This is a genomic window from Mesorhizobium sp. CNPSo 4684 (assembly GCF_057784315.1).
In genome coordinates, this window is record NZ_JBWLUX010000011.1 from 129,623 (window position 1) to 151,776 (window position 22,154).

Sequence of the window (22,154 nt, forward strand, 5' to 3'; positions counted from 1 at the left end):
CATGAATTGACTTTCCGAGGTTTCCGTCCATTCTTTTGCATTGGAATCTGGAGGATATTGGAATGACCAAGAAAAAGTATGAGGCGCCTGTGCTGCGCAAGGCGGGCAAATTGTCCAGTCTGGTGGCTGGCGGGGCGTCAAAGGCGCTTTAAGACTTCTGAGACTTCGCTTGGCTAAGGCCAGATGCCGGTGTCCTTGTCGGGGCCACCAGTGGACTTGCCGACAAAGGGGGAAATGAAATGACCAAGAAGCAATACGAGGCGCCGGTGCTGCGCAAGGCGGGCAAGCTGTCCAGCGTGACCGCGGGCAACGGTGCGTCCGGTCCGGCGGGCTGACGGCCGGTTCATAACGCTGCCTGATCGGAATATCGGGCAAAGCCTCTCCGCTACATTCCCCAGCGCAGCGCCGCCGTGTGCACCGGCGCGTCCCACAAACCCGTCGTTTCGCCATCCAGCATGGTCAGCGTAATCGAGCAGCCGGCCATGTCTAGCGACGTCACATAGGACCCAACCAGCGAGCGGGTCACTGTCACGCCGCTGTTTTCGAAGATTTTGCGGGCGCTGTTGTACATCAGGTAAAGCTCCATCAGCGGCGTACCGCCAAAGCCGTTGATGAACAGCAGGGCGGGGCCATTCGCCTTGTCGCCGAGATCGCCCAGGATCGCGGCGCAAATCTCCCCGGCGATCGCATCGGCGCTCTTCAACGTGTCGCGACGCCGGCCGGGCTCGCCATGGATGCCGACGCCGAATTCCATCTCGCCATCGCCAATGTCGAAGGTCGGCTTGCCCGCCGCCGGCACGGTGCAGCTGGTCAGCGCCGCGCCCATTGAACGCGTCGCACCGTTGACGCGGTCGCCGAGCGCCTTGAGATCCGCCAGCGCCATGCCTTGCTCGGCGGCGGCGCCGATGATCTTTTCGACCACCAGCGTGCCGGCAACGCCGCGCCGGCCGGTCGTATAGGACGAGTTTTCGACCGCGACGTCGTCATTCGTCACCACCTGCAGGACGCCGTCGGCCATCTCGGCGGCCATGTCGAAATTCATCACGTCGCCTTCATAGTTCTTGACGATGAACAGGCAGCCGGCGCCGGTATCGACGGCCGCGGCGGCCGCCAGCATCTGGTCCGGCGTCGGCGAGGTGAACACCTGGCCGGGGCAGGCGGCGTCCAGCATGCCGTGACCGACAAAGCCGGCATGCAGCGGCTCATGGCCGGAGCCGCCGCCCGAGATCAGTGCTACTTTCCCTGGCTTCAGCACCTTGCGGTGGATGAATTTGTGCTCGTCACCCAGCACCAGGATGTCGGCATGGGCAGCAACCAAGCCGTCGAGGCTTTCGGTCAGCACCGTGTCGACTGAATTCAGAAATTTCTTCATGTGTCCTCCCGAACACCAGGAAACGCTCAACCCCCGCTTTTACCGGTGATGCTGGTGATCTTCTGGATGAAATCATTGACCGCCCTGTCGAGCGCCGCATTCTGCCTGTCGTCGCCGAAATCCGGCACGATCAGCGAGACATGCCGCGTCTTGCGCATGCCTGCGGCGATCGACATCTTGCCGGGATGCGCCAGATGATAGGCGGCGAGAAAATGATCGCGCTCGGCCGGGCTGAAATGGCAGACAGAAAAAATAGCCGGCAAATGTTTCGATGGTATCGGGATCGAATAGGCTGGGCTGGAGATTTGCGTCACGAAGCTACGGTGCTTGCCCAGCGCATCGGCAAGGCGCTGGCGCATGCCCGACGGGCGCTGGTCGATGACCTGCGACAGGATCGTCTTATAGGCGCGGATCGCCTCGTCGGAGCCGGGTTCTGGTGTCTTGTCGACCATCTCAGCCACGCCTAGATCGCAACATCTGCTATAGTCGCCTTGGCCATGGCAAGTTGTGCAGGAGCGACGGATAGATCGCGCAGCCCGGCCTCAATCAGGGCCGGTATCGCTGCGGGGTCGCCGCCGGCATCGCCGCATAGGCTGACCGGGATCTTTGCGCGCAAGCCGAAAGCGGCGACTTCAGCAATCAGCCGCAATACGGCCGGATGGCGGACCGAATTGAGGTTTGCCACCGCAGCGTTGTCGCGGGCTGCCGCCATCACATACTGGGTCAGATCGTTGGAGCCGATCGAGAAGAAGGCGACATCGGCAAACGCCTCCGGCGCGATCGCCACCGACGGCACCTCAACCATGATGCCGAGCGGCGGCATTTTTTGCGCGACGCCGCGCGCGACGAGCCCAGCCTGCTCTTCCGCGAACAGAGCGGCGGCACGTTGGTATTCATCGCTGACGGCAATCATTGGAAACATCACCTTCAGACTGCCGTGCACGGCGGCGCGCAGCAACGCCCGGATTTGCACACGAAACACGTCAGGCCTTGCCAGTGACAGCCTGATGCCGCGCAGGCCGAGGAATGGATTGCTCTCCCCGACGGTGAAGCCCGGCACCGGCTTGTCGCCGCCGGCGTCGACGGTGCGGATGGTCACCGGCTTGTCGCCGGCCCATTCCAGCACTTTGCGATAGCAGCTGTATTGCGTCTCCTCGTCCGGCGGCGCCTTGCCGAACAGGAATTCGGTGCGCATCAGCCCGATGCCGTCGCAGGTTGCGATGTCGATGCCGTCGACCTCTGAGGGATCGGCGATGTTGACCTGCACGCGCACTGTCGTGCCGGCTTTGGTCACCGCCGGCCTCGCCAGATAGGCTTCGGCCTTGCCGCGGCGTGCCGCAAACGAAGACGACGAACGGCGAAAGGTTTCGATCTCGGCCCTTGAGGGCGCCAATACAATGCCGCCATGTTCGGCATCGAGCAGGGCCAGGCCATCGGGATTAGCCGGCGAAGAGCCAAGCCCCACCACCATCGGCACACCGCGTGAGCGCGCGAGCATCGCAACATGACTGGCGGTGCTGCCGGCCCTTAGCGCGATGCCGCCACCGGCGCTCCAGTCGGTCTCGAGAAAGCGCGTCGGCGCAATGTCCTCGCCATAGAGAATGGCGCCCGCTGGCGCAGCGCTCTCCTGCTCCTCGGTCAGCGCGCGCAGCACGCGGTCGCGGATATCGCGCATGTCGGCAGCGCGCGCCCGGAAATAGTCCTGGTCCGATGTTTCGTAGCCGGCGATCTCAGCGTCCAACGCCTGCCGCCAGGCCAGGTCAGCCGGCATGCCAGACGGGATCGCGGCGAAGGCCGGCCCGGTCAGCGCCTCGTCCTCCAGCATGGCAAGCTGAAACTCGAGAATGCCGGCGGCCTCTTCATCGGCGGTTTCGATCAGGGTCGCAAGCCGGTCCGTCGCGCTGGCGAGTGCTGCTTCCAGAGCAGCCTTTTCCTCGCCGGCTGTCGCCTTTCCCGTGTAGCGCGCTGGGCCGCGGTCGAGATTGAACAGCGGCCCTTCGGCATAGCCGGCCGAGGCCGAAATACCTTGCAGCCTAAGCGGTTCGGGCATGGCCCGCGCCCTCGTCGAAATCGCGCCGCACCAGTTCAGCCAACGCGCCGACCGCCTCAGCAGCGGCCTCGCCGCTGGCCCTTATGTGCAGCATGGTGCCTTTCGGCGCCTTGGTTGCCATCACCTTGACGATGCTCTTGGCGTCGAACCACGGACCGTTGGCGGCGAGTGCTATTTCCACCTCGGCGGCAAAGCTCTTGGCGAGCTTGGTGAACTTCACCGAAGGGCGCGCATGCAGACCCACCTCGTGGGTGATCAGGACGGTTGCCTCGGCAAATGCGGACATGCGCTCAAAATTCCCGTTCATTCACGACGGTGACAATTCATGTGCCGTCGCCACCACTTCCTTCAGCGAGGCGCCGCCGGACGCCTCGGTCGCCGCCATCACCGCACCTTCGACGATCGGCGCGTTGCAGACGACAATTTTCTGCGCCCGCGGCTCACCGATCATTTCCACCGCCATCTCCGAGTTGGTCTCGGCGCCGCCGAGATCGACGAGGATGGCGACTCCGGCCTCCGACCACGCCTTTTCGATGGCGCCCATGATCGCCTCGACACTGGTGCCGAGACCGCCATGGCCGTTTCCGCCGCACCATGCAAGCGGCACTTCGTCGCCCACCATCTGGCGCACCATGTCGGCCGTGCCTTCGGCGACCAGCGGCGAATGCGAGACGATGACGATGCCGACATTGCTCATGGCTGACCTTCCAGCGTTTCGCCGATCGCCCGCACCAGCAACGCGACCGAGCGTCCGCCGGCATCCATGTGACCGATAGAACGGTCGCCAAGGAACGAGGCGCGGCCGCGCAGGGCCTTCATCGGAATGGTCGCGTCGGCCGCCCGATCAGCGATATCGGTGATCTCCGCCGCCGTCTTTCCACCCGCAAGCGCGTCATGCACCGGCTGCAGCACGTCGAGCATCGTCTTCTGGCCGACCTGCGACTTGCCTCTGGCGGCCACCGCTTCGATCGCCTTGCCGAAGGCAGCCGTCAGACTGGCGTGATCCGGCTCTGCCGAAATCTCCTTGCCGAGCGCCAGGAACAGCGTGCCGAACAGCGGCCCGGACGCGCCACCCACCGTCATCACCAGCTTGGTGCCGATCCCCTTCAGGGCCTCGGGCAACGGTTTAGCCGAAAACGCCTCTGCCTCGGCCCGCACGGCTTCAAAGCCGCGCTTCATGTTCAGCCCGTGGTCGCCGTCGCCGATCGCCTGGTCGAGCGCGGTCAACTCCTCGGCGTGGGCGGCAATCGTGTCCGCAGCGGCCGTGATCAGCCTGGCAAGATCAAAGACCGCCATATCCAAATTCCCGGTTTCGGTCCTGCCGGCAGTATCGAAAGAATTTTCATTCGACAACTGAAGCATGCCGTCAGGCCGTTGCATACAGGGCGGCGGTGGCGGCGAACACTTCGGCAACCGCATGCGCGCCGGGGTCGACAACGCCCTGCAATTTGGTGCCGACATAGGCGGAGCGCCCGGCTTTCGCCTTCTCCATGGCGGCAGTGGCGTCGGCGCCATACCGGGCCGCTGTCGCCGCAGTGTCCAGGTCCCTGGCGTCGAGCGCTTTTAGCGCCGGTTCCAGCGCATCGACCATGGTGCGGTCGCCGATCCTGGCGCCGCCGTAGAAGGTCATCCGGTCAAGGCCGGCAAGCAGCGCCTTGGACAGGGTAGCACCCGTATTCGAAGCCCGCGCTGCCGCCGTGAAGAAGATCGACAGCAGCACGCCCGAGGAACCACCCATGGCGACACCCAGGAGATCGCCCACCGCCGCCAGCGTGGCGGCCGGATCGGCCAGCGGCAGCGCATCGAGCTTTTCCAGCACACTGCGCGCCCCGGTCGCTACGGTCGAACCGGTGTCGCCGTCGCCTGCCTTGGCATCCAGCCCGTTCAATGTCCCTTCGAGCCCGATAAGCCGCTCGCAGACCGTGACGACAAGTCGCCTTGTCCGCGCATCCTCGCTCGGCTTGCGCGTCGTGCTTTGTCCGGCCGCTTTCGCCATAGGCACGGTGGCCGGCGCGACTACAGATTTGGCCGGCATCCAGGCGTGCGGACCCACGGGCGCCAGCAAGGCCGCCTCGCGCGCGGCATCGAGCTTGATCAGCGACAGCGAGAAGCCGTTCATGTTGAGCGCCGTCATCAGCGGTCCGGGGCCGATCGCCAGCTTCACTGTCTTTGCCAGCGGCGAGGCCAGCACCGCATTGGTGACCAGCGACATTTCGAGCGGCGGCACCGACCCGAGATTGTTAATCAGCAGCGCGTGGCTGGCTTTCGGGTCAAGCCGCGCTGCCAGCCGCTCCGCCATGATCGCCACCAGCCGGTCAGCGTTTTGCACCGCGATGCGCTCGACGCCTGGCTCGCCATGGATGCCGAGGCCGAGTTCGCCATCATTTTCGCCAAACCGCTCTTCATGCGGCTGGCCGGGGATCGAGCAGGACGACAGCGACATGCCGAGCGAGATGATATCCTTCGCCGCCGTGCGCGCCGCCGTTGCGATCGCTGTCAGATCGCTTCCCGTCTCCGACAGATGGCCGGCTATCTTGTGCACGAACAGGGTGCCGGCAACGCCGCGCGGCTGGTTGATATCTGGCAAGGCGATGTCGTCGGCGACGATCGCCATCTCGACGCGAAACCCTTCGGCGCGCGCCTTCTCGGCCGCCAGGCCGAAATTGAGCCGGTCGCCGGTGTAGTTCTTGACGATCAGCAGGCAGCCGGCCGGTCCGGTCACCGCGCGGATCGCCGCAAGCACTGCCTCGACGCTTGGCGATGCAAAGATCTCGCCCGAGACCGCCGCCGTCAGCATGCCCTTGCCGACAAAGCCGGCATGCGACGGCTCGTGCCCGGCGCCACCACCGGAGACAACGGCGACCCTGGTCTTGTCCCAGTCGGCGCGCAACACGACCTTGATTTCGGGATAGCCGTCGAGGCGCGCGAGATCGCCCGAACCGATGGTCCGCAACAGACCGTCCAGCGCCTCGGTGACGATTGTTTCCCTGCGGTTGAAAAAGTGCTTCATCGAATTCGTCCCGTATTCGCAATCGTCAATCAGAAGCCGGCGTGTAAACCGCCGAAAACCTCACATCAGCCTCTGCCCATCAGCGCCGAAATAGAGCGGCGAGCGGTAGCGGATCACTACTTGGTCGCCTTGCGCCAGATCCGTGTCGGGGTCGGTCAGCGTCACCAGCTTCTTGGCCCCCACCGTCACATGCAGATGGTTCTGGTCGCCGAGATGCTCGACCCAATCGACGACGCCGTCGGCGTGGCCGTTCGCGGCCTTCTCGATCGACAGATGTTCGGTGCGTGCGCCGATCGTCTTGGTGCCGGTCGGAGCGCCACCATCGGGCAGCAGTCCGGCCGGCAGAAGATTGATCGCCGGCTGACCGAGCCGTGCCGCGACATGAAGATTTGCCGGCTCGGAATAGATCGTGCGCGGCGTGCCGATCTGCACCAGCACGCCATCGGCGAGGATGCCGATGCGGTCGGCCATGGTCATCGCCTCGATCTGGTCATGCGTGACATAAAGCATGGTGGCGCCGAGCTCGGCCTGGATGCGTTTCAGCTCGAGCCTGAGATCGGCGCGGAGCTTGGCGTCCAGCGACGACAGCGGCTCATCCATCAGATAGATCGACGGTTTGCGCACCAGGGCGCGGCCGATGGCGACGCGCTGCATCTCGCCGCCGGACAGCTTGGTCGAGCGGTTGTTCAGCTTGTGGTGGATGCGCACCATTTTCGCCACTTCTTCGACGCGGCGGCGGATCTGGTCCTCCGGTATTTTCCGCGCCGGCGAGCGCAGCGGGAAGGCGAGGTTGTCGTAGACCGACAGATGCGGATAGAGCGAATATTGCTGGAACACGAAAGCCGTGTCGCGCTCCGCCGGCGACAGCACCGTCGCATTGTGCCCGCCAATATGGATCGTGCCGCTGTCGGGCTGCTCCAGCCCGGCGATCAGGCGCAGCGTGGTCGTCTTGCCGGCGCCGGTCGGCCCGAGCAGCACGACGAACTCGCCATCCTTGATCTGGAGGTCGAGATTGCTGACGGCGGCGTGGTCGCCAAACGTCTTGGTCACGCCTTTGATGTGTACATCAGCCATGCTGCGCTCTCCCTTGAGAGGCCGTGTCGTGGATCGCGGTGCGCACGGCGCGGCCCGATCCCTTGTCGAACAGCGACAGCCGCGCGCTGTTCAAGGTCAGGCCGACATGATCGCCGGCAGCGAGCCGGATTTCGGCCGGCACCCGCGCCTTGATGATGCCGTCGGCCGTCTCCACCGCGACGATCTGCGTGGTGCCGAGATATTCGGTGCCGTAGATGGCGCCGCGCAGTTTCGAAGCGTCGTCGAAGCGGATGTGCTCGGGGCGGATGCCCAGCGCCATGTCGGCTGGCGCGATGTCTTCGCGCACCTCCGGCACCGCCACCTTCGCGCCCTGGACGACAATCTCCTTCGCCCCCTTGGCCAGTCCGCCGCCAAACCCCAAAAAGTTCATCGGCGGCGAGCCGATGAAGTCGGCAACGAACATGGTTGCCGGACGATCGTAGATTTCGCGTGGGCTGCCGAACTGTTCGATGACGCCGTGGTTCATGACAGCGATCTTGTCGGCCATCGACATCGCCTCCATCTGGTCATGCGTGACATAGACGGTGGTGGCGTGGATGCGGTTGTGCAGCTCGCGCAGTTCATGCACCATCAGGTCACGGAACTCTGTGTCGAGCGTGCCGAGCGGCTCATCCATCAAAAAGCATTTTGGCCGCCGCACGATGGCGCGGCCGAGCGCGACGCGCTGGCGGTCGCCGCCGGCAAGCCCTGAGACCGATTTGTTCAGCAGATGGTCGATGCGCAGCAGCTTTGCGGTCTCTTCGACGCGTTGACGGATTTCGGCCGACGGCATGCCTTGCGCCAAAAGCGGGAAGCCGATGTTCTTGCGCACATTCATGTGCGGGTAGAGCGCAAACAGCTGGAAGACGAAAGCGATGTCGCGCTCCCGCGCCCGGCGCATGGTGACATCCTCGCCGCCGAGCAGGATCTGGCCGCCGGTCGGCAGTTCGAGGCCTGCGATCATGCGCAATGTCGTCGTCTTGCCGCAGCCCGACGGCCCGAGCATGACGAAGAACTCGCCATCCTCGACGACAAAATTGGAGTCCTGCACGGCGACAAAATCGCCGAAGGCCTTTCTCAGATGCTGAACCCTGATCTCAGCCATCGTCTACTCCGGGAACTTCGATACGATGATGAACATCACGGTGCCGGCGAGCATGGTGATGAAGGAATAGGTGTAGAGCGACAGCGCGAAAGGCTGGAACAGCATCAGGAAGCCAATGGCGATGATCGCCGTGGCGATGTTTTCCAAAAGGCCGCGCCGAGCCCAGAGCGGCCAGCGCGACTTGCGTTTCGTGGGTTGGGTCAGGCTCATTTGCGCACCGCGCCGAAGGTGATGCCGCGCAGCAATTGCTTGCGAAGCAGGATGGTGAAGACGAGGATCGGCACCAGGAAGATCGTCGTGCCCGCCGCCACCGCCGGCCAGTCCTGGCCGCCTTCGCCGATGATGGTCGGGATGAAGGGCGGCGCGGTCTGCGCAGTACCGGAGGTCAGCAGTGCCGCGAACGCATACTCGTTCCAGGCGAAGATCAGGCAGAAGATGGCGGTCGCGGCAATGCCGGTGGTGGCCTGCGGCAGCACGGTGCGCCAAAAGGCCTGCAACCTGGTGTAGCCGTCGATCATTGCCGCTTCTTCATACTCGCGCGGGATCTCGTCGATGAAGCCCTTGAGCAGCCACACCGCCAGCGAGACGTTGACCGCCGTGTAGAGCAGGATCATGCCGAGCGCGGTATCGGAGAGGCCGAGCTCGCGGTACATCAGGTAGATCGGGATCGCGACCGCGATCGGCGGCATGAAGCGCGTCGACAGGATGAAGAACAGAAGGTCATCGGCCAGCGGCACCTTGAAGCGCGAGAAGCCGTAGGCCGACAGCGTGCCGAGGAAGACGGCGCAGAAGGTCGAACCGAAGGCGATGATCAGCGAGTTGACGAAGCGCGGCAGGAAGTTGGACGGGCCTGCAATCACCATGTTGCGCTTGCGCACCGTCTCGTCGCAGAAGCCGGTCGCCGGCCCCAGCGAGTTGATGTATTCCGGCGTCTGCCGGGTGCGGGTCGTGAACAGGTTGCAATAGCCCTCGATGCTCGGCTGGAAAACGATCTTCGGCGGATAGGCGATCGAATCCGGCGGCGTCTTGAAGCTGGTGGCAAAAATCCACAGCAGCGGCACGATCGAGATCAGCGCGTAGGCGACGATGATCGTGCCGGCGATGCCTTTTGCCGTTCCCGACGGGGCGACGACGGAGTGGGCGGTGGTCAGGCTCATCTCTGCTTCACCTTGTTGAGCGCCTTGACGTAGATGTTTGCGAGGCCAAACACCGCGACGAACAGGATGATGGCGAAGGCCGAGGAATAGCCGGTGCGCCAGCTCTCGAAGGCCTGCCGCTTCAGCGTGATCGAGGCGACCTCGGTGGTCGAGCCGGGGCCACCGCCGGTCAACAGATTGACCATGTCGAACATCTTGAAGTTCTCGATGCCGCGGAAAAGCACCGCCAGCATGATGAAGGGCAGCGCCATCGGCAGTGTGATCGACCAGAACTGCCGCCAGTTGGAGGCGCGGTCGACCTCGGCCGCCTCATAGATGTATTCGGGGATGGAGCGCAGGCCCGCGAGGCAGATCAGCATCACGTAGGGCGTCCACATCCAGGTGTCGACGATGATGATCGACCACGGCGCCAGCTCGACGTTGGACAACATCTGGATGTTCGTCGGCGGAATGCCTGACACAAACGAGATGGCGTAGGCGAACAGGCCGATCTGCGGCTCGTAGAGGAAGCGCCAGAAATTGCCGACCACCGCCGGCGACAGCATCATCGGCACCAGGATGATGGTCGTCCAGAAGGCGTGGCCGCGGAATTTGCGGTCGATCAGCCAGGCCAGCGTGAAGCCGATCAGCGTCTGCAAAAGAATGGTCCAGAAGACGAAATGTGCCGTCGTCTGCATGGCGATCCAGATGTCCTGGTCGCCAAGGATGCGCTGGTAATTGGCAAAGCCGAGGTTCTTCACCACCTCGTTCGGCCGGTTGGCACGGAAGTTGGTGAAGGACAGATAGATCGCCCAGAACAGCGGGAAGATGTTGATGGCGAGCAGCAACAGGATCGTCGGCGAGATGAACAGCCAGGCGAGGCCCTTGTCGCTGATGCCCCGGACCTTGCGGGCCAACGGCTCCGGGGTCGCCCGGGCAACGCTGTCCGCAGTCCGATTGAGCATGGTGAGTCCTGCTTCGGTCACGTCAAGTCTCGACAACTGGAATTTATCTGAACTGCGTCCCGTGCCAAGAGTGGCACGGGACGCGTCGGTCAGGCTCGGGAGGAGCCCTTACATCTTGCCGTCGTCCTGGAACACCTCTGTCCAGTCCTTGACCAGGCCGTCAAGCGCATCCTTGGCCGAACCCTGGCCGGCAACGACGTAGTCGTGGAAGCGCTTCTGCGAGGCCTGCAGCAGCGGCGCGTAGCTCGGCTCGGCCCAGAAGTCCTTCACGATCGCCATCGAGTCGAGGAAGGTCTGCGCGTAGGGCTGGCTGGCCGGGAAGGCCGGGTCCTTGACCACCGCGTTCAGGCAGGAATAGCCGCCGAGCGACCACCACTTGGCCTGCACGTCCTTGTTGGCGAACCACTTGATGTATTTCAGCGCCGATTCCTGCTTGTCGGAATAGGAAACCACCGAAATGCCCTGGCCGCCGAGCTGGGCGAACTGCTCGCCGTCCGGACCCTTGGGATTGACGAAGTAGCCGATCTTGTCGCCGCCGACATTCTCGTCCTTCTGCAGGCCGGGCCAGGTGAAGGCGAAGTTCATATGCATGGCCACCTGGCCGGATTTGAAGGCGTCGACGCCTTCGCCCATGTAGCTGTTCGAGGCGCCGGGCGGGGTGCAGCAATCATAGAGTGCCTTGTAGAATTCCAGCCCCTTCACCGATTTCTCGGAGTTGACGAAGCCTTCCATTTCGTAGGGCTTCTTCGGGTTTTCGTACTGGAAACCGAAGCTGTAAAGCACGTCCATGGCGCCCATGGTGATGCCTTCCGAGCCACGCTCGGTGTAGATCGAGGCGCCATAGACGGTTTTGCCGTCGATCTCGCGCTTCTGGAAGAATTCGGCGATCTGCTTCAGCTGGTCGAAGGTGGTCGGCGGGCCGAGATCCCAGCCATACTTTTCCTTGAATTCCTTCTGCAGCTCCGGCTTGGAGAACCAGTCCTTGCGATAGGTCCAGCCGACGACGTCGCCCATGGCCGGCAGTGCCCAGTAGTTCGGCGTGTTCTTCGGCCATTCGGAATAGCCGACGACGGTTGCCGGCACGAAGTCGTCCATGCTGATCTTCTCCTTGTCGAAGAAGTCGTTCAGCTTGACGTAGTGGCCGTTTTCGGCCGAGCCGCCGATCCACTGGCTGTCGCCGATGATCAGGTCGCAGAGCTTGCCGTGCGAGTTGAGCTCGTTGAGGAAGCGGTCGGCATAGTTGGTCCACGGCACGAACTCGAATTTCATGCCAATGCCGGTTTCCTTGGTAAAGTCCTTGGACAGTTCGACAAGCGCGTTGGCCGGATCCCAGGCGGCCCAGCACAGCGTCAGGTCTTCAGCGTGCGCAACGTTCGAGACGGCTGCCGACGCGGTGATCGCCGAAGTCAGTCCCAACGCCAGTTTCAAGCTCGATTTCATGCCTTCCTCCCATTTGCGAAACGCGCCCGGATGGCGGTTTCAAGAGCCCTCAACCCTCGCTCCTCCGAGGGCCCAAACATGGCGGCGCGGTGCGCCGCAGATGTTTAGTAATTTGTTTAGTGATGCAATTTTTACTAAACAAGGCAAGCGAATTCGTTGCTGCGCCGCAGCATTTCGAAACGAGGATTGAAATCGTTGGGAAATGATTGCCGGAAGGTTCGCTCGGAAGTTGTTTAGCCGGCGTCGCCTACAATTTTCGTGTGTGGCGTGACCGGCCGGACAGGTGGCGCCGGCGGCAGCAGCCCGCGGATGTCGGCGAAGGGAAATGTCGGCTCGAAGCGGAAGGCCTCGGCCAGGGACCCGGCGACGCTGTTGCACTGCCCGGCACGAAACTCATTCTGGACGCGCGCCCTGTCGACATACTGCTCCGGCATCTGCGACCGGTGCGCGCGGATCGCCTGCGCTTTGACATCCCGGTAGGCGGAAATGTCGACATAGTGCGTCGGCGAAAATCCGGTTCCGCCCATCGTATCGGCATGCAGCACCGGCACGGCGAAGGAGGCCGCGATCCGCACGCCGTCCGACAGCGCGCGGTGGTCGGCATGATAATCGTTGGGAGCATGGGTGATCACCAGATCCGCTGCTGTCTCACGTATCAGCGTTTTCAGCGAACTGATCAGCGCTGCATCGGCCACCAGTTCGCCGTCGGGAAAGTCGAGGAAGCGCGGGGTCGCGCCGAGCAAAGCCGCAGCGGCAGCCGCTTCCTCGCGCCGGACACGGACCAAAACGCTTGGGTCGCCCTTGCCGCCCTTGGCGCCATCGGTGGCTATGGCAAAAGTGAGCTCTGCGCCTTGCGCCGCATAGGCGGCCATCGTACCGAACATGAATATCTCGATGTCGTCCGGATGCGCGCCGAGCGCCAATACCTTCACCGCACTCTCCCCGGAAATGGAAAAACGTGACGAACGGAATCCTGCTCGCCCTCATCGCCTATGCAAGCTATTCGTGCAGCGACGCCGTTATCAAGAGCCTTGGCGCACAGTTCACCGTCTTCGAGATCGCCTTCTTCGTGACGCTGTTTGCCGGCGGCTTCCTGTTTTTCAGCCGGCCGGCCGATGAGCGCTGGCGTGGTTTCTGGCGCACGAAGCGGCCATGGGCGGTGCACGCCCGCGCCTGGGCCGGCATGGCATCGGGCCTGCTCAGCGTCTATGCCTTCACCACCATTCCGCTGGCTGAAGTCTATGCACTGGTCTTCCTGGCGCCGCTCTGCGTCACCATTCTCTCGACGCTGGTGCTCAAGGAAAAGGTCGGCCCATGGCGTTGGCTGGCGGTGGTTGCGGGCTTTGCCGGCGTCGTGCTGGTGGTGCGGCCGGGTTTTCGCGAATTGCATCTCGGCCACCTTGCCGCCTTCGCTGTCGCCTTCCTGGCCGCTTCCAACATCATCCTGACCCGCTCGCTGGCGCAGCAGGAAAAACGCACCACCATGCTGGGCGTGCTGGTTGGCTATGGCCTGGTGTTCAACGGCATAGGCGTCGCCACCACATCGTTTACCCTTCCCAACGCGATGCAGCTGCTGTGGCTGGTGATGGCGGGCGCGTTCGCCGCTTGCGGACAGTTGCTGCAGCTGCTGGCCGCCAGATACGCGCCCGCCAACCGCATCGCGCCGACGCATTATTCGCAGATCGTCTGGGCAGTGATCCTCGGCGCGCTGTTCTTCCAGGAATTTCCCGACTGGCTGTCCCTGGTCGGCCTCGCCGTCGTTGGCGCTTCCGGCCTGCTGACCATGGTGCGCGAGGAAGTGCGGTTGGGTACGGTGCGCTGGAACCCGCTGTCGCGGACAAGACTGTGAGCGAGCGCCGGTTGCACGGCCATAGTGACCGCTGATATGCGGACGCGATGACGACAAGACCCTTGCCGGAGCTTCCGGTGTCCGCCGTACTGCCGGCGCTGAGCGAGGCGCTCGGCACTGGCAACAGCGCCGTTTTGGTGGCGCCGCCCGGCGCCGGCAAGACGACGCTGGTGCCGCTGGCGCTGCTCGACACGCCATGGCTGGGCGCCGGCAAGATCGTCCTGCTTGAACCGCGCCGGCTCGCCGCCCGCGCAGCCGCCCGCCGCATGGCCGAATTGCTGGGCGAGGAGCCCGGCGCCACAGTCGGCTATGCCATGCGCATGGAAAACCGCACGTCGGCCCGGACAAAAATACTGGTCGTCACCGAAGGCGTGCTGGCGCGCATGATCCTCGACGATCCGGAGTTGCCCGGCGTCTCGGCGGTCATTTTCGATGAGTTCCATGAACGTTCGCTCGACGGCGATTTCGGCCTCGCTTTGGCGCTCGATGTGCAGGGCGCGTTGCGGCCGGACCTGCGGCTGCTGGTGATGTCGGCGACGCTCGACGGCGCGCGCGTGGCAAAACTCCTGTCCGGCGCGCCGGTGATCGAAAGCGCGGGCCGCGCCTTTCCCGTCGACATCCGTTACGACGAACGGCCGGCCGGCGTTGCGATCGAAGACGCCATGGCCAAGGCAATCCGTTCGGCGCTTGCCGGGGAGAGCGGCAGCGTCCTCGCCTTCCTGCCCGGCCAGCGCGAGATCGAGCGCACCGCCGAGCGGCTGCAGGACCGCTTGGGAGCCGACACCGACATCGTGCCGCTCTACGGCCAGCTCGACAACAGGGCGCAGGACGCCGCCATCAAGCCGCCGCCGCCCGGCCGCCGCAAGGTGGTGCTGGCGACGTCGATCGCCGAGACCTCGATCACCATCGACGGCGTGCGCGTCGTCATCGATTCCGGCCTGTCGCGGCTGCCGCGCTACGAGCCGGCAAGCGGCCTGACCCGGCTGGAGACGGTGCGGGTTTCCAGGGCATCGGCCGACCAGCGCGCCGGCCGCGCCGGGCGCACGCAGCCAGGTGTCGCCATCCGGCTGTGGCGGGCCGAGCAGACGGCGGCACTTCCTGCCTTCACCCCGCCCGAGATACTCGAAGCCGATCTGTCCGGCCTGCTGCTCGACTGCGCCGCCTTTGGCGTCGCCGATCCGGCGAGCCTGTCCTTCCTCGATCCGCCGCCTACGCCGGCGCTCAACGAGGCACGGATCCTGCTCGGCGCGCTGCACGCCATTGATGACGCCGGCCGGCTGACGGAGCAGGGCGGCGCGATGCGCAAGCTGGCGCTGCCGGTGCGGCTGGCGCACATGGTCGCCGAAGCTGCTGGGACCGGCCATGCGACGGAGGCTGCGATGCTGGCGGTGCTGCTCACCGAGCGTGGTCTCGGCGGCGACGGCGCCGACCTCGAGCGTCGATTGACGCGCTTTCGCACCGAGAAATCGCCGCGCGCCGTGGCGGCAAGGCAATTGGCCGAGCGGCTGGCGAAGCAGGCCTCCTCCCCCTCGTGGGGGTCCGAAGGACGGGCGAGACCCGCGGCTCGCCCAGGCACGTCGATCCGCGCAGCGGATCGGGGTGGGGTCGGTTCGGGCACGCCATCGTCGCGCACGCCACCGGCACCCCCACCCCGTCTCCCTCGCCTTGCTGCGCAAGGCGCGCTCGCCGACCCTCCCCACAAGGGGGAGGGTAGCAGCGCCGGCGCTTTGCTCATCCACGCCTGGCCGGACCGGGTCGCCAAGGCGCGCGGCGAGCGCGGACGCTTTGTGCTCGCCAATGGTTCCGGCGCCATGGTGGATGCTGCCGACCCACTGGCGGGCGAAAGCTGGCTGGTCGTCGCCGATTTGCAAGGCAAGGCGCAGAATGCCCGCATCACCGCAGCGGCCGCCGTCGACGAGGCCGACATCCGCGCAGCACTCTCAGACCGGATCGAGACCCGCCGCGACGTGAGCTTCGACCGCGAGCGGCGCGCGGTGCGCGTGCGTGAGACCGCCAGGCTCGGCGCCATCACTCTGTCCGAGCGCATGCTGCCGGCGCCGTCCGGCGCGGACGCCAACCGCGCCATTCTGGATGCCTTGCGCGAGCACGGCCTGTCGCTGCTGGAATGGGACAAGGACGGCGAGACGCTGCGCCAGCGCCTCGGCTGGCTGCATCGCGGCCTCGGCGCCCCATGGCCCGATGTTTCGGACGCGGCCCTCATCGAACGCCTCGACGACTGGCTGCTGCCGTTCCTCACAGGCAAGGCGTCCTTCGCCGCGATCGATCCGGGCACGCTGTCTTCAGGCCTGATGGCGCTGGTGCCGCATGAATTGCAGCGCAAGATCGGCGCACTGGCGCCGACCCATTTCGATGCTCCTTCGGGCAGCCATGTGCCGATCCGCTATGACGGCGAATGGCCGGTGCTGGCGATCCGCGTGCAGGAGCTGTTCGGCCTTGACCGCCATCCCGCTATCGCCAGCGGCACCGTGCCGCTGACGCTCGAACTTCTGTCGCCGGCCCACCGGCCGATCCAGACGACGCGCGACCTGCCCGGCTTCTGGCGCGGCTCCTGGGCCGATGTGCGCACCGACATGCGCGGCCGCTACCCCCGCCATGTCTGGCCGGAAAATCCGCTGCTCGCCGCTGCCACAGCGCGGGCAAAACCGCGCGGCACCTAGCGTTTCTGCTTTCCCGGCTATAATCCTTGGCCATGATCAAAATCCTGCATGCGCCCGACTTCCAGCAGAGCCAGCGGCTGCGCCTCAACACGCTGATCCGGCTGCGCTGGCTGGCCATTGTCGGCCAGAGCCTGACCGTCCTGGTCGTCGCCTATGGGCTGAAATTCCCGCTGCCGGTCAGCCTCTGCTTCGCGCTGATCGCCTGTTCGGCCTGGCTGAACCTGGTTCTGACCTTCCGCTACCCGGCGGCGCACCGGCTGACCCCGTTCCCAGCCTTTTTCATCCTGACCTTCGACAGCCTGCAGCTTGCCGGCCTGCTTTACATGACCGGCGGCCTCACCAATCCGTTTTCGCTGCTGATGACCGTGCCTGTCGTGGTCTCGGCGACATCGTTGCCACTGCGGCTGACCGCCATTCTCGGCGGGCTGGTGATAGTGGGGGCAAGCTTGCTGGTGTTCTTCCATCTGCCGCTGCCCTGGTACGAGGGCGCGCCGCTGCCCATGCCGTTCATCTATGTCGCCGGCATCTGGATGGCGGTGTTTTCCTCGATCGCCTTTACCGCCATCTATGCCTTCCGCGTCGCCGAGGAAGCCCGCCTGCTCGCCAACGCGCTTGCCGCCACCGAACTGGTTTTGCAACGTGAGCAGCATTTGTCGGCGCTGGATGGCCTCGCCGCCGCGGCCGCGCACGAGCTCGGTACGCCGCTCGCCACCATCGCCCTTGTCTCCAAGGAGATGGAAAAGGCGCTGGGCGACGACCCGAAATACGGCGAGGACGTCAAACTGCTGCGGTCGCAGAGCGAGCGCTGCCGCGAGATCCTGAAACGCCTGACCAGCCTGTCCTCCGAGGGCGAGGCGCATCTGTCGCGTCTGCCGCTGACCTCGCTGGTCGAGGAGGTGACGGCGCCGCACCGCGATTTCGGCATCTCGATCAAGCTGCGGCCGGGCGAGCGCATCGGCCCCGAACCGGTCGGGCGGCGCAATCCCGGCGTCATCTACGGCCTCGGCAATCTGGTCGAGAACGCCGTCGACTTCGCCCGCAAGACCGTCACTATACGCTGGAGCTGGGACGAGCTCGACGTCACCTTCTCGATCATCGACGACGGGCCGGGCTTTCCGCCCGAAATCATCGACCGCATCGGCGAGCCCTATATGTCGACGCGCCAGGGCAACGAAGCCGGCGGTGGCCTGGGTCTAGGGCTGTTCATCGCCAAAACCTTGCTCGAACGCTCCGGCGCCACGCTCGATTTCCGCAATTCGAGCGGGCTGGGCGAGGGCGCCATCGTGCAGATATCGTGGCCGCGCACCGTCTTCCTAAACCCGGAATCGGTGGGAACCTCGATGTTCGACACCGCCTGAGGCATTTTGATTTGGCGCACGATCCTTTCCGAAAATCGATTACGATTTTCGGGGTCATGCACTGGCTGAGACCGGCAAAATTGGACAATGGCGTTCAGGAACTATATCTGCGTAAAATTAAGGCAGCAGGATTTTTTGAGACGATGACTGGCGAAGAAACAATTGGCGCAATGGTTGAAGGCGAGGACACCTCGCTGCTGATCGTCGACGACGACAAGCCGTTCCTGACGCGGCTGGCGCGGGCCATGGAAACCAGGGGTTTCGTGGTCGAGACGGCCGAGAGCGTCGAGGAGGCGGTGGCCAAGGCGCGCGCCCATCCACCGGCCTATGCGGTGGTCGACATGCGGCTTGGCGACGGCAATGGCCTCGACGTCGTCGCTGCCATCCGCGAGAAGCGCGACGATGCCCGCACGGTCATCCTCACCGGCTATGGCAACATCGCCACCGCGGTGACGGCGGTGAAGCTCGGCGCCATCGACTATCTGTCGAAGCCCGCCGATGCCGACGATGTGTTTGCAGCACTTACCCGCACCGCCGGCGAACGCGCCGCCCCGCCCGAAAACCCGATGTCGGCCGACCGCGTGCGCTGGGAACACATCCAGCGCGTCTACGAAATGTGCGACCGCAACGTCTCCGAAACCGCGCGGAGGCTGAACATGCACCGCCGCACACTGCAGCGGATACTGGCCAAGCGCGCGCCGCGTTAATCACCAATGGCGCAGGCCAATCGTCGAGGTCGGCATCGCCCCTCATTGCCCTGCCGGGCATTTCTCCCCGTGAACGGGGAGAAAGAAGCTGGCCGCAACGCCGGCGATTGGCGAAACCAATGGCGACAGCATCCCTCGCCCCGTTTACGGGGAGAGGATGCCGGCAGGCAGGTGAGGGGCAGCGCCGACGCTCGGAACGTGTGACGCTTGCCCTGCCATCGACCTTTGCGCATCATCGCTAACGCCACCGGGAAACCCGGCAACGGAGAACACATGCGCGACGAGCGGCCGAAATCCATCCTTCGCGAATTCCTCGATGGCGAGGCTGCCGGCGGCATCATCCTGATGGTGGCGGCTGCCCTGGCCCTGATCGTGGCCAATTCGCCGCTGGCCGAAACCTATTTCGCCGCACTCCACGCCTATCTCGGTCCGCTCAGCCTCTCGCACTGGATCAATGACGGGCTGATGGCGGTGTTCTTCTTGCTGGTCGGCCTCGAGATCAAGCGCGAGATGCTGGATGGCCAGCTCTCGACCTGGCCGCGCCGTGTGCTGCCGGGCGTCGCCGCCGCCGGCGGCATGCTGGTTCCGGCGCTGGTCTATGTCGCCATCAACCGAAACAATGCGGCCGCGCTCTCCGGTTGGGCGATCCCGACCGCCACCGACATCGCCTTTGCGCTCGGGGTGCTGTCGCTGCTCGGCAATCGCGTGCCGGCGTCGCTGAAAATCTTTCTCACCGCGCTCGCCATCATCGACGATCTCGGCGCTGTCATCATCATCGCCGTCTTTTACACAAGCGGCCTGTCGCTCGCCTATCTCGGCGCCGCCTTTGGCGTCATCGCCGTGCTCGTCGTGCTCAACCGCATGCGGGTGACGACGCTGACGCCCTATCTCGTGCTCGGCGCCATCCTGTGGGTGCTGGTGCTGAAATCGGGCGTGCACGCGACGCTGGCCGGCGTCGCGCTGGCGCTCACCATCCCGCTCAAAGTGTCTCCCGGCAGCGGCCACGATCTCGACCATTCGCCGCTGCACCGGCTGGAGCACGGCCTGCACAAGATCGTGCCCTTCTTCGTCATCCCGATCTTCGGTTTTGCCAATGCCGGCGTGTCGTTGGCCGGCCTCAGCGCCGCTGCCCTGGTTGAGCCACTGACGCTCGGCGTTGCCGCCGGCCTCGTGCTGGGCAAGCTGGTCGGCGTCTTTGGCTCGTCGGCGCTGGCCATCCGGCTCGGCTTCGCCGACCTGCCGGTCAATGCCGGCTGGCTGCACATGGTCGGCATTTCGCTTTTGTGCGGCATCGGCTTCACCATGAGCCTGTTCATCGGCCTGCTCGCCTTCGCCAACGACGTGGCGCTGCAGGACGCGGTCAAGGTCGGAATCCTGGCCGGCTCGTTCATCGCCGCGCTGCTCGGCGCCGCCGTGCTGCTGATGGCGCCGGCCGTGGAGAAATCGACGAAGACTAAAGCAATTCCAGGAAAAGTGTGATCGGTTTTCCGTCCGGAATTGCGCAGGAACAAAGAGATAGAGCGGTTCGCCGTTTCCGCGAAACGGTGAAACGCTCTAGATTGGCGGCAGGCCGAAAGCCGCGAACAGTTCGGGTCCGAGCGGCGGCACATAGATCGTCAGCGAGGCGATCTTGCCGTCCGCAGCTTCGATGACATGCAGCGAATGCGCGCGCCATACAAGGTCCTGATGGCTGCGTGCGTAGACGCCGACCGCCGGTTGGGCGTTGGCTCCGATGGCCACCGTGCGGTAGCCCGAAAAATTGCCCCAGATGGTCGCCAAGAAAGCATGGATCGCCTCGCGTCCCCGGTACCATTCCCGCCATGGCGGCATGTGGTAGGTGGCGTCCTCCTTCAAGAGTTCGATGAGGCTGTCGAGCTTGGCCGCCTGCCAGGCCTGCATGTAGCGCTCGAGCAGCAGCGCCTCTTGCCGGTTGGGCCGTGACCGCTGCTGCGGACGCCCCTGAGGATATCGCTCGCCCAGCGTTGCGCGGGCCCGCTGCAAGGCGCTGTTGATCGAAGCGGTCGAGCCGCCCAGCAATTGCGCCGTCTCGACAGCCGACCATCCCAGCACATCGCACAGAAGCAGAATGGCCCGCTGCCTGGCCGGCAGAAGCTGGATCGCCGCAACGAAGGCGAGCTGGACCGCTTCACGGGCTTCGTAGCGGGCTTCCGGACCGGGCTCGTCGTCAACGAGGTCCGGAAGCTCCGTGTCCGGATACGGCTCCAGCCAGGTGAACTCGGCGGCGGGCCCGCCGGTGGCCCGCCCGTCGGTCTCAGGTCGTCCGGGCTGCTGGAGAATGCGATGCGCCGTCGACCTCGCCTTGATGGCGTTGAGGCAGCTGTGGGTCGCGATCGTATAGAGCCAGCCGCGCACCGAGCCCCGGCCGTCGAATTGCGACCTGCCGCGCCACGCCCTCAGGAACGTGTCCTGGACAAGGTCGTCTGCCTCATGCAGCGAGCCCATCATCCGGTAGCAATGGAGTTTGAGCTCGCGGCGGTGGGCCGCCGTCAAACGCTCGAAGGCCAGTCGATCGAGGATCGGCCGGCCCAGGGGCTCAACAGGGCCAGGAGCGTCTGTCATGGAGGAGCCTGCGGTGCTGAAGCTTCCTGGCATGGTGCGCGCCTCACGCCGCTGCCGCAAGTCCGCTGCCGCTGACGGCGAAGGAGCTGCCTTCCAATTTGCCGGTGGCGAGCGCGACCACCGCGCGGCCGACATCGGCCGGCGTCTGCATGTCGGTCATGCTCGCGAGGACGTCTGCGGGCCGGATGCCCAAATAGGCCGCAAAGCCATCGAGCCCGGCATCGCCTATGCCGGTCCCTGGCATGATGCGAGCCGGTGCGAGCGCCATAAATCGCAGGTCCAGCCCAAGCCGATCCGATTCCTTCTGGCAATGACCGGCCAGGAACATCTGCATGCGCTTTGCGCCTGCATACCCGCCGGCGAACGGCGGTCCGCCGGTCAAGGCTGCGCCGCTGGAGATCAGCACAACCCGGCTGCCTGGCTTCAGCCGGCCCTGGAGCGCGGCCTTGCAGAACAGGAACGACGCCTTGACGTCCATTTCCCAGTTCACCGAGAAGTCCTCCCAGCTCTGATCCTGGACGGGCGCGGACGGGGCAAGGGCGCCGGCGCAGATCACCAGCACGTCCGGCTCGAGCGCGGCGAAAACCGCATCGGGTGCGGTCTCGTCGGTGGCGTCGACCGCAAGCGTCTTCACACCTGATGTCTCCCAGGAGAGTTCCTTCAGCGCCGCTGCACCGCGAGCAACGGCAAGCACTGTCGCGCCCTCGCCAAGCGCAGCCTCCACGATTGAGCGGCCGACACCCCGGCTGCCTCCGACGACGACGACATTCTGACCTTGTAACGATCGCATGGATCACCTCTCTTTCCGGCCGCCGGACCATCCAGCGCCT

At 64.9% G+C, this 22,154-nt stretch carries 22 protein-coding genes; 6 read left to right on the plus strand and 16 right to left on the minus strand.

Annotation, left to right across the window (positions count from 1 at the left end; genetic code table 11):
• The first annotated feature begins 239 nt into the window (after positions 1-239).
• Positions 240-335 (plus strand): lasso RiPP family leader peptide-containing protein, encoded by a 96-nt coding sequence (locus AC04SG_RS12325; RefSeq protein WP_488551245.1) that lies wholly within the window; start codon positions 240-242, stop codon positions 333-335.
• A gap of 50 nt (positions 336-385) precedes the next feature.
• Here AC04SG_RS12325 and dhaK read toward each other — a convergent pair whose 3' ends face one another.
• The 14 genes from dhaK to AC04SG_RS12395 form a co-directional block, all read right to left on the minus strand.
• Positions 386-1,372, minus strand: a complete 987-nt coding sequence (dhaK, locus tag AC04SG_RS12330; RefSeq protein ID WP_488551246.1) for a dihydroxyacetone kinase subunit DhaK — start codon at positions 1,370-1,372, stop codon at positions 386-388.
• A 26-nt stretch (positions 1,373-1,398) separates the two neighbouring features.
• Positions 1,399-1,824: a hypothetical protein gene (locus tag AC04SG_RS12335; RefSeq protein ID WP_112560582.1), complete on the minus strand. Its 426-nt coding sequence runs from the start codon at positions 1,822-1,824 to the stop codon at positions 1,399-1,401.
• Positions 1,825-1,835: 11 nt separating this feature from the next.
• Entirely contained in the window at positions 1,836-3,422 is a 1,587-nt protein-coding gene (gene ptsP / locus AC04SG_RS12340) for a phosphoenolpyruvate--protein phosphotransferase (protein ID WP_488551247.1), read from the minus strand.
• Positions 3,406-3,708 carry an HPr family phosphocarrier protein gene (locus AC04SG_RS12345; protein ID WP_488551248.1) on the minus strand — a complete coding sequence of 101 codons (303 nt, stop codon included), beginning with the start codon at positions 3,706-3,708 and terminating at the stop codon, positions 3,406-3,408. Before AC04SG_RS12345 ends, ptsP begins: the two co-directional genes overlap by 17 nt.
• Before the next feature lie 21 nt (positions 3,709-3,729).
• Complete coding sequence (gene dhaM / locus AC04SG_RS12350) at positions 3,730-4,119, minus strand: dihydroxyacetone kinase phosphoryl donor subunit DhaM (RefSeq protein WP_142867578.1); 390 nt, start codon at positions 4,117-4,119, stop codon at positions 3,730-3,732.
• Entirely contained in the window at positions 4,116-4,718 is a 603-nt protein-coding gene (gene dhaL, locus AC04SG_RS12355) for a dihydroxyacetone kinase subunit DhaL (RefSeq protein WP_192249572.1), read from the minus strand. Before dhaL ends, dhaM begins: the two co-directional genes overlap by 4 nt.
• Before the next feature lie 70 nt (positions 4,719-4,788).
• Positions 4,789-6,432 carry a dihydroxyacetone kinase subunit DhaK gene (locus tag AC04SG_RS12360; RefSeq protein ID WP_488551249.1) on the minus strand — a complete coding sequence of 548 codons (1,644 nt, stop codon included), beginning with the start codon at positions 6,430-6,432 and terminating at the stop codon, positions 4,789-4,791.
• Between the two features lie 60 nt (positions 6,433-6,492).
• Positions 6,493-7,506, minus strand: a complete 1,014-nt coding sequence (locus tag AC04SG_RS12365; RefSeq protein WP_488551250.1) for an ABC transporter ATP-binding protein — start codon at positions 7,504-7,506, stop codon at positions 6,493-6,495.
• Positions 7,499-8,611, minus strand: a complete 1,113-nt coding sequence (locus tag AC04SG_RS12370; protein ID WP_488551251.1) for an ABC transporter ATP-binding protein — start codon at positions 8,609-8,611, stop codon at positions 7,499-7,501. The genes AC04SG_RS12365 and AC04SG_RS12370 overlap by 8 nt, the downstream gene beginning before the upstream one ends.
• 3 nt (positions 8,612-8,614) lie before the next feature.
• Positions 8,615-8,821, minus strand: a complete 207-nt coding sequence (locus AC04SG_RS12375; protein WP_488551252.1) for a hypothetical protein — start codon at positions 8,819-8,821, stop codon at positions 8,615-8,617.
• The gene (locus AC04SG_RS12380; protein WP_112560588.1) at positions 8,818-9,768 is read right to left on the minus strand and encodes a carbohydrate ABC transporter permease; all 951 of its coding nucleotides are present in this window, start codon (positions 9,766-9,768) and stop codon (positions 8,818-8,820) included. Before AC04SG_RS12380 ends, AC04SG_RS12375 begins: the two co-directional genes overlap by 4 nt.
• Positions 9,765-10,712, minus strand: a complete 948-nt coding sequence (locus tag AC04SG_RS12385; RefSeq protein WP_352555987.1) for a carbohydrate ABC transporter permease — start codon at positions 10,710-10,712, stop codon at positions 9,765-9,767. The genes AC04SG_RS12380 and AC04SG_RS12385 overlap by 4 nt, the downstream gene beginning before the upstream one ends.
• A gap of 108 nt (positions 10,713-10,820) precedes the next feature.
• Entirely contained in the window at positions 10,821-12,152 is a 1,332-nt protein-coding gene (locus AC04SG_RS12390; protein WP_488551253.1) for an ABC transporter substrate-binding protein, read from the minus strand.
• Between the two features lie 233 nt (positions 12,153-12,385).
• Positions 12,386-13,084 carry a PIG-L deacetylase family protein gene (locus tag AC04SG_RS12395; protein WP_488551254.1) on the minus strand — a complete coding sequence of 233 codons (699 nt, stop codon included), beginning with the start codon at positions 13,082-13,084 and terminating at the stop codon, positions 12,386-12,388.
• 26 nt (positions 13,085-13,110) lie between these two features.
• Between AC04SG_RS12395 and AC04SG_RS12400 the strand changes: the two genes are divergently transcribed.
• From AC04SG_RS12400 to nhaA, 5 genes are all read left to right on the plus strand, one after another.
• Positions 13,111-14,001 (plus strand): DMT family transporter, encoded by an 891-nt coding sequence (locus AC04SG_RS12400; RefSeq protein ID WP_488551255.1) that lies wholly within the window; start codon positions 13,111-13,113, stop codon positions 13,999-14,001.
• A gap of 47 nt (positions 14,002-14,048) precedes the next feature.
• On the plus strand, positions 14,049-16,679 hold the full coding sequence (hrpB, locus tag AC04SG_RS12405; protein WP_488551256.1) for an ATP-dependent helicase HrpB: 2,631 nt from the start codon (positions 14,049-14,051) through the stop codon (positions 16,677-16,679).
• Between the two features lie 32 nt (positions 16,680-16,711).
• Entirely contained in the window at positions 16,712-18,037 is a 1,326-nt protein-coding gene (locus AC04SG_RS12410; RefSeq protein WP_192250043.1) for an ActS/PrrB/RegB family redox-sensitive histidine kinase, read from the plus strand.
• Between the two features lie 143 nt (positions 18,038-18,180).
• A complete protein-coding gene (locus AC04SG_RS12415; RefSeq protein ID WP_112560594.1) occupies positions 18,181-18,744 on the plus strand; it encodes an ActR/PrrA/RegA family redox response regulator transcription factor in 564 nt (187 codons plus the stop codon).
• Positions 18,745-19,017: 273 nt separating this feature from the next.
• A complete protein-coding gene (gene nhaA, locus AC04SG_RS12420; RefSeq protein ID WP_488551257.1) occupies positions 19,018-20,223 on the plus strand; it encodes a Na+/H+ antiporter NhaA in 1,206 nt (401 codons plus the stop codon).
• Between the two features lie 75 nt (positions 20,224-20,298).
• On the opposite strand, the gene AC04SG_RS12425 is transcribed toward nhaA, so the two are convergent.
• Both AC04SG_RS12425 and AC04SG_RS12430 read right to left on the minus strand, forming a co-directional pair.
• The gene (locus tag AC04SG_RS12425) at positions 20,299-21,324 is read right to left on the minus strand and encodes an RNA polymerase subunit sigma-70 (RefSeq protein ID WP_488551258.1); all 1,026 of its coding nucleotides are present in this window, start codon (positions 21,322-21,324) and stop codon (positions 20,299-20,301) included.
• A gap of 43 nt (positions 21,325-21,367) precedes the next feature.
• A complete protein-coding gene (locus tag AC04SG_RS12430) occupies positions 21,368-22,114 on the minus strand; it encodes an SDR family NAD(P)-dependent oxidoreductase (RefSeq protein WP_488551259.1) in 747 nt (248 codons plus the stop codon).
• Positions 22,115-22,154 lie beyond the last annotated feature (40 nt).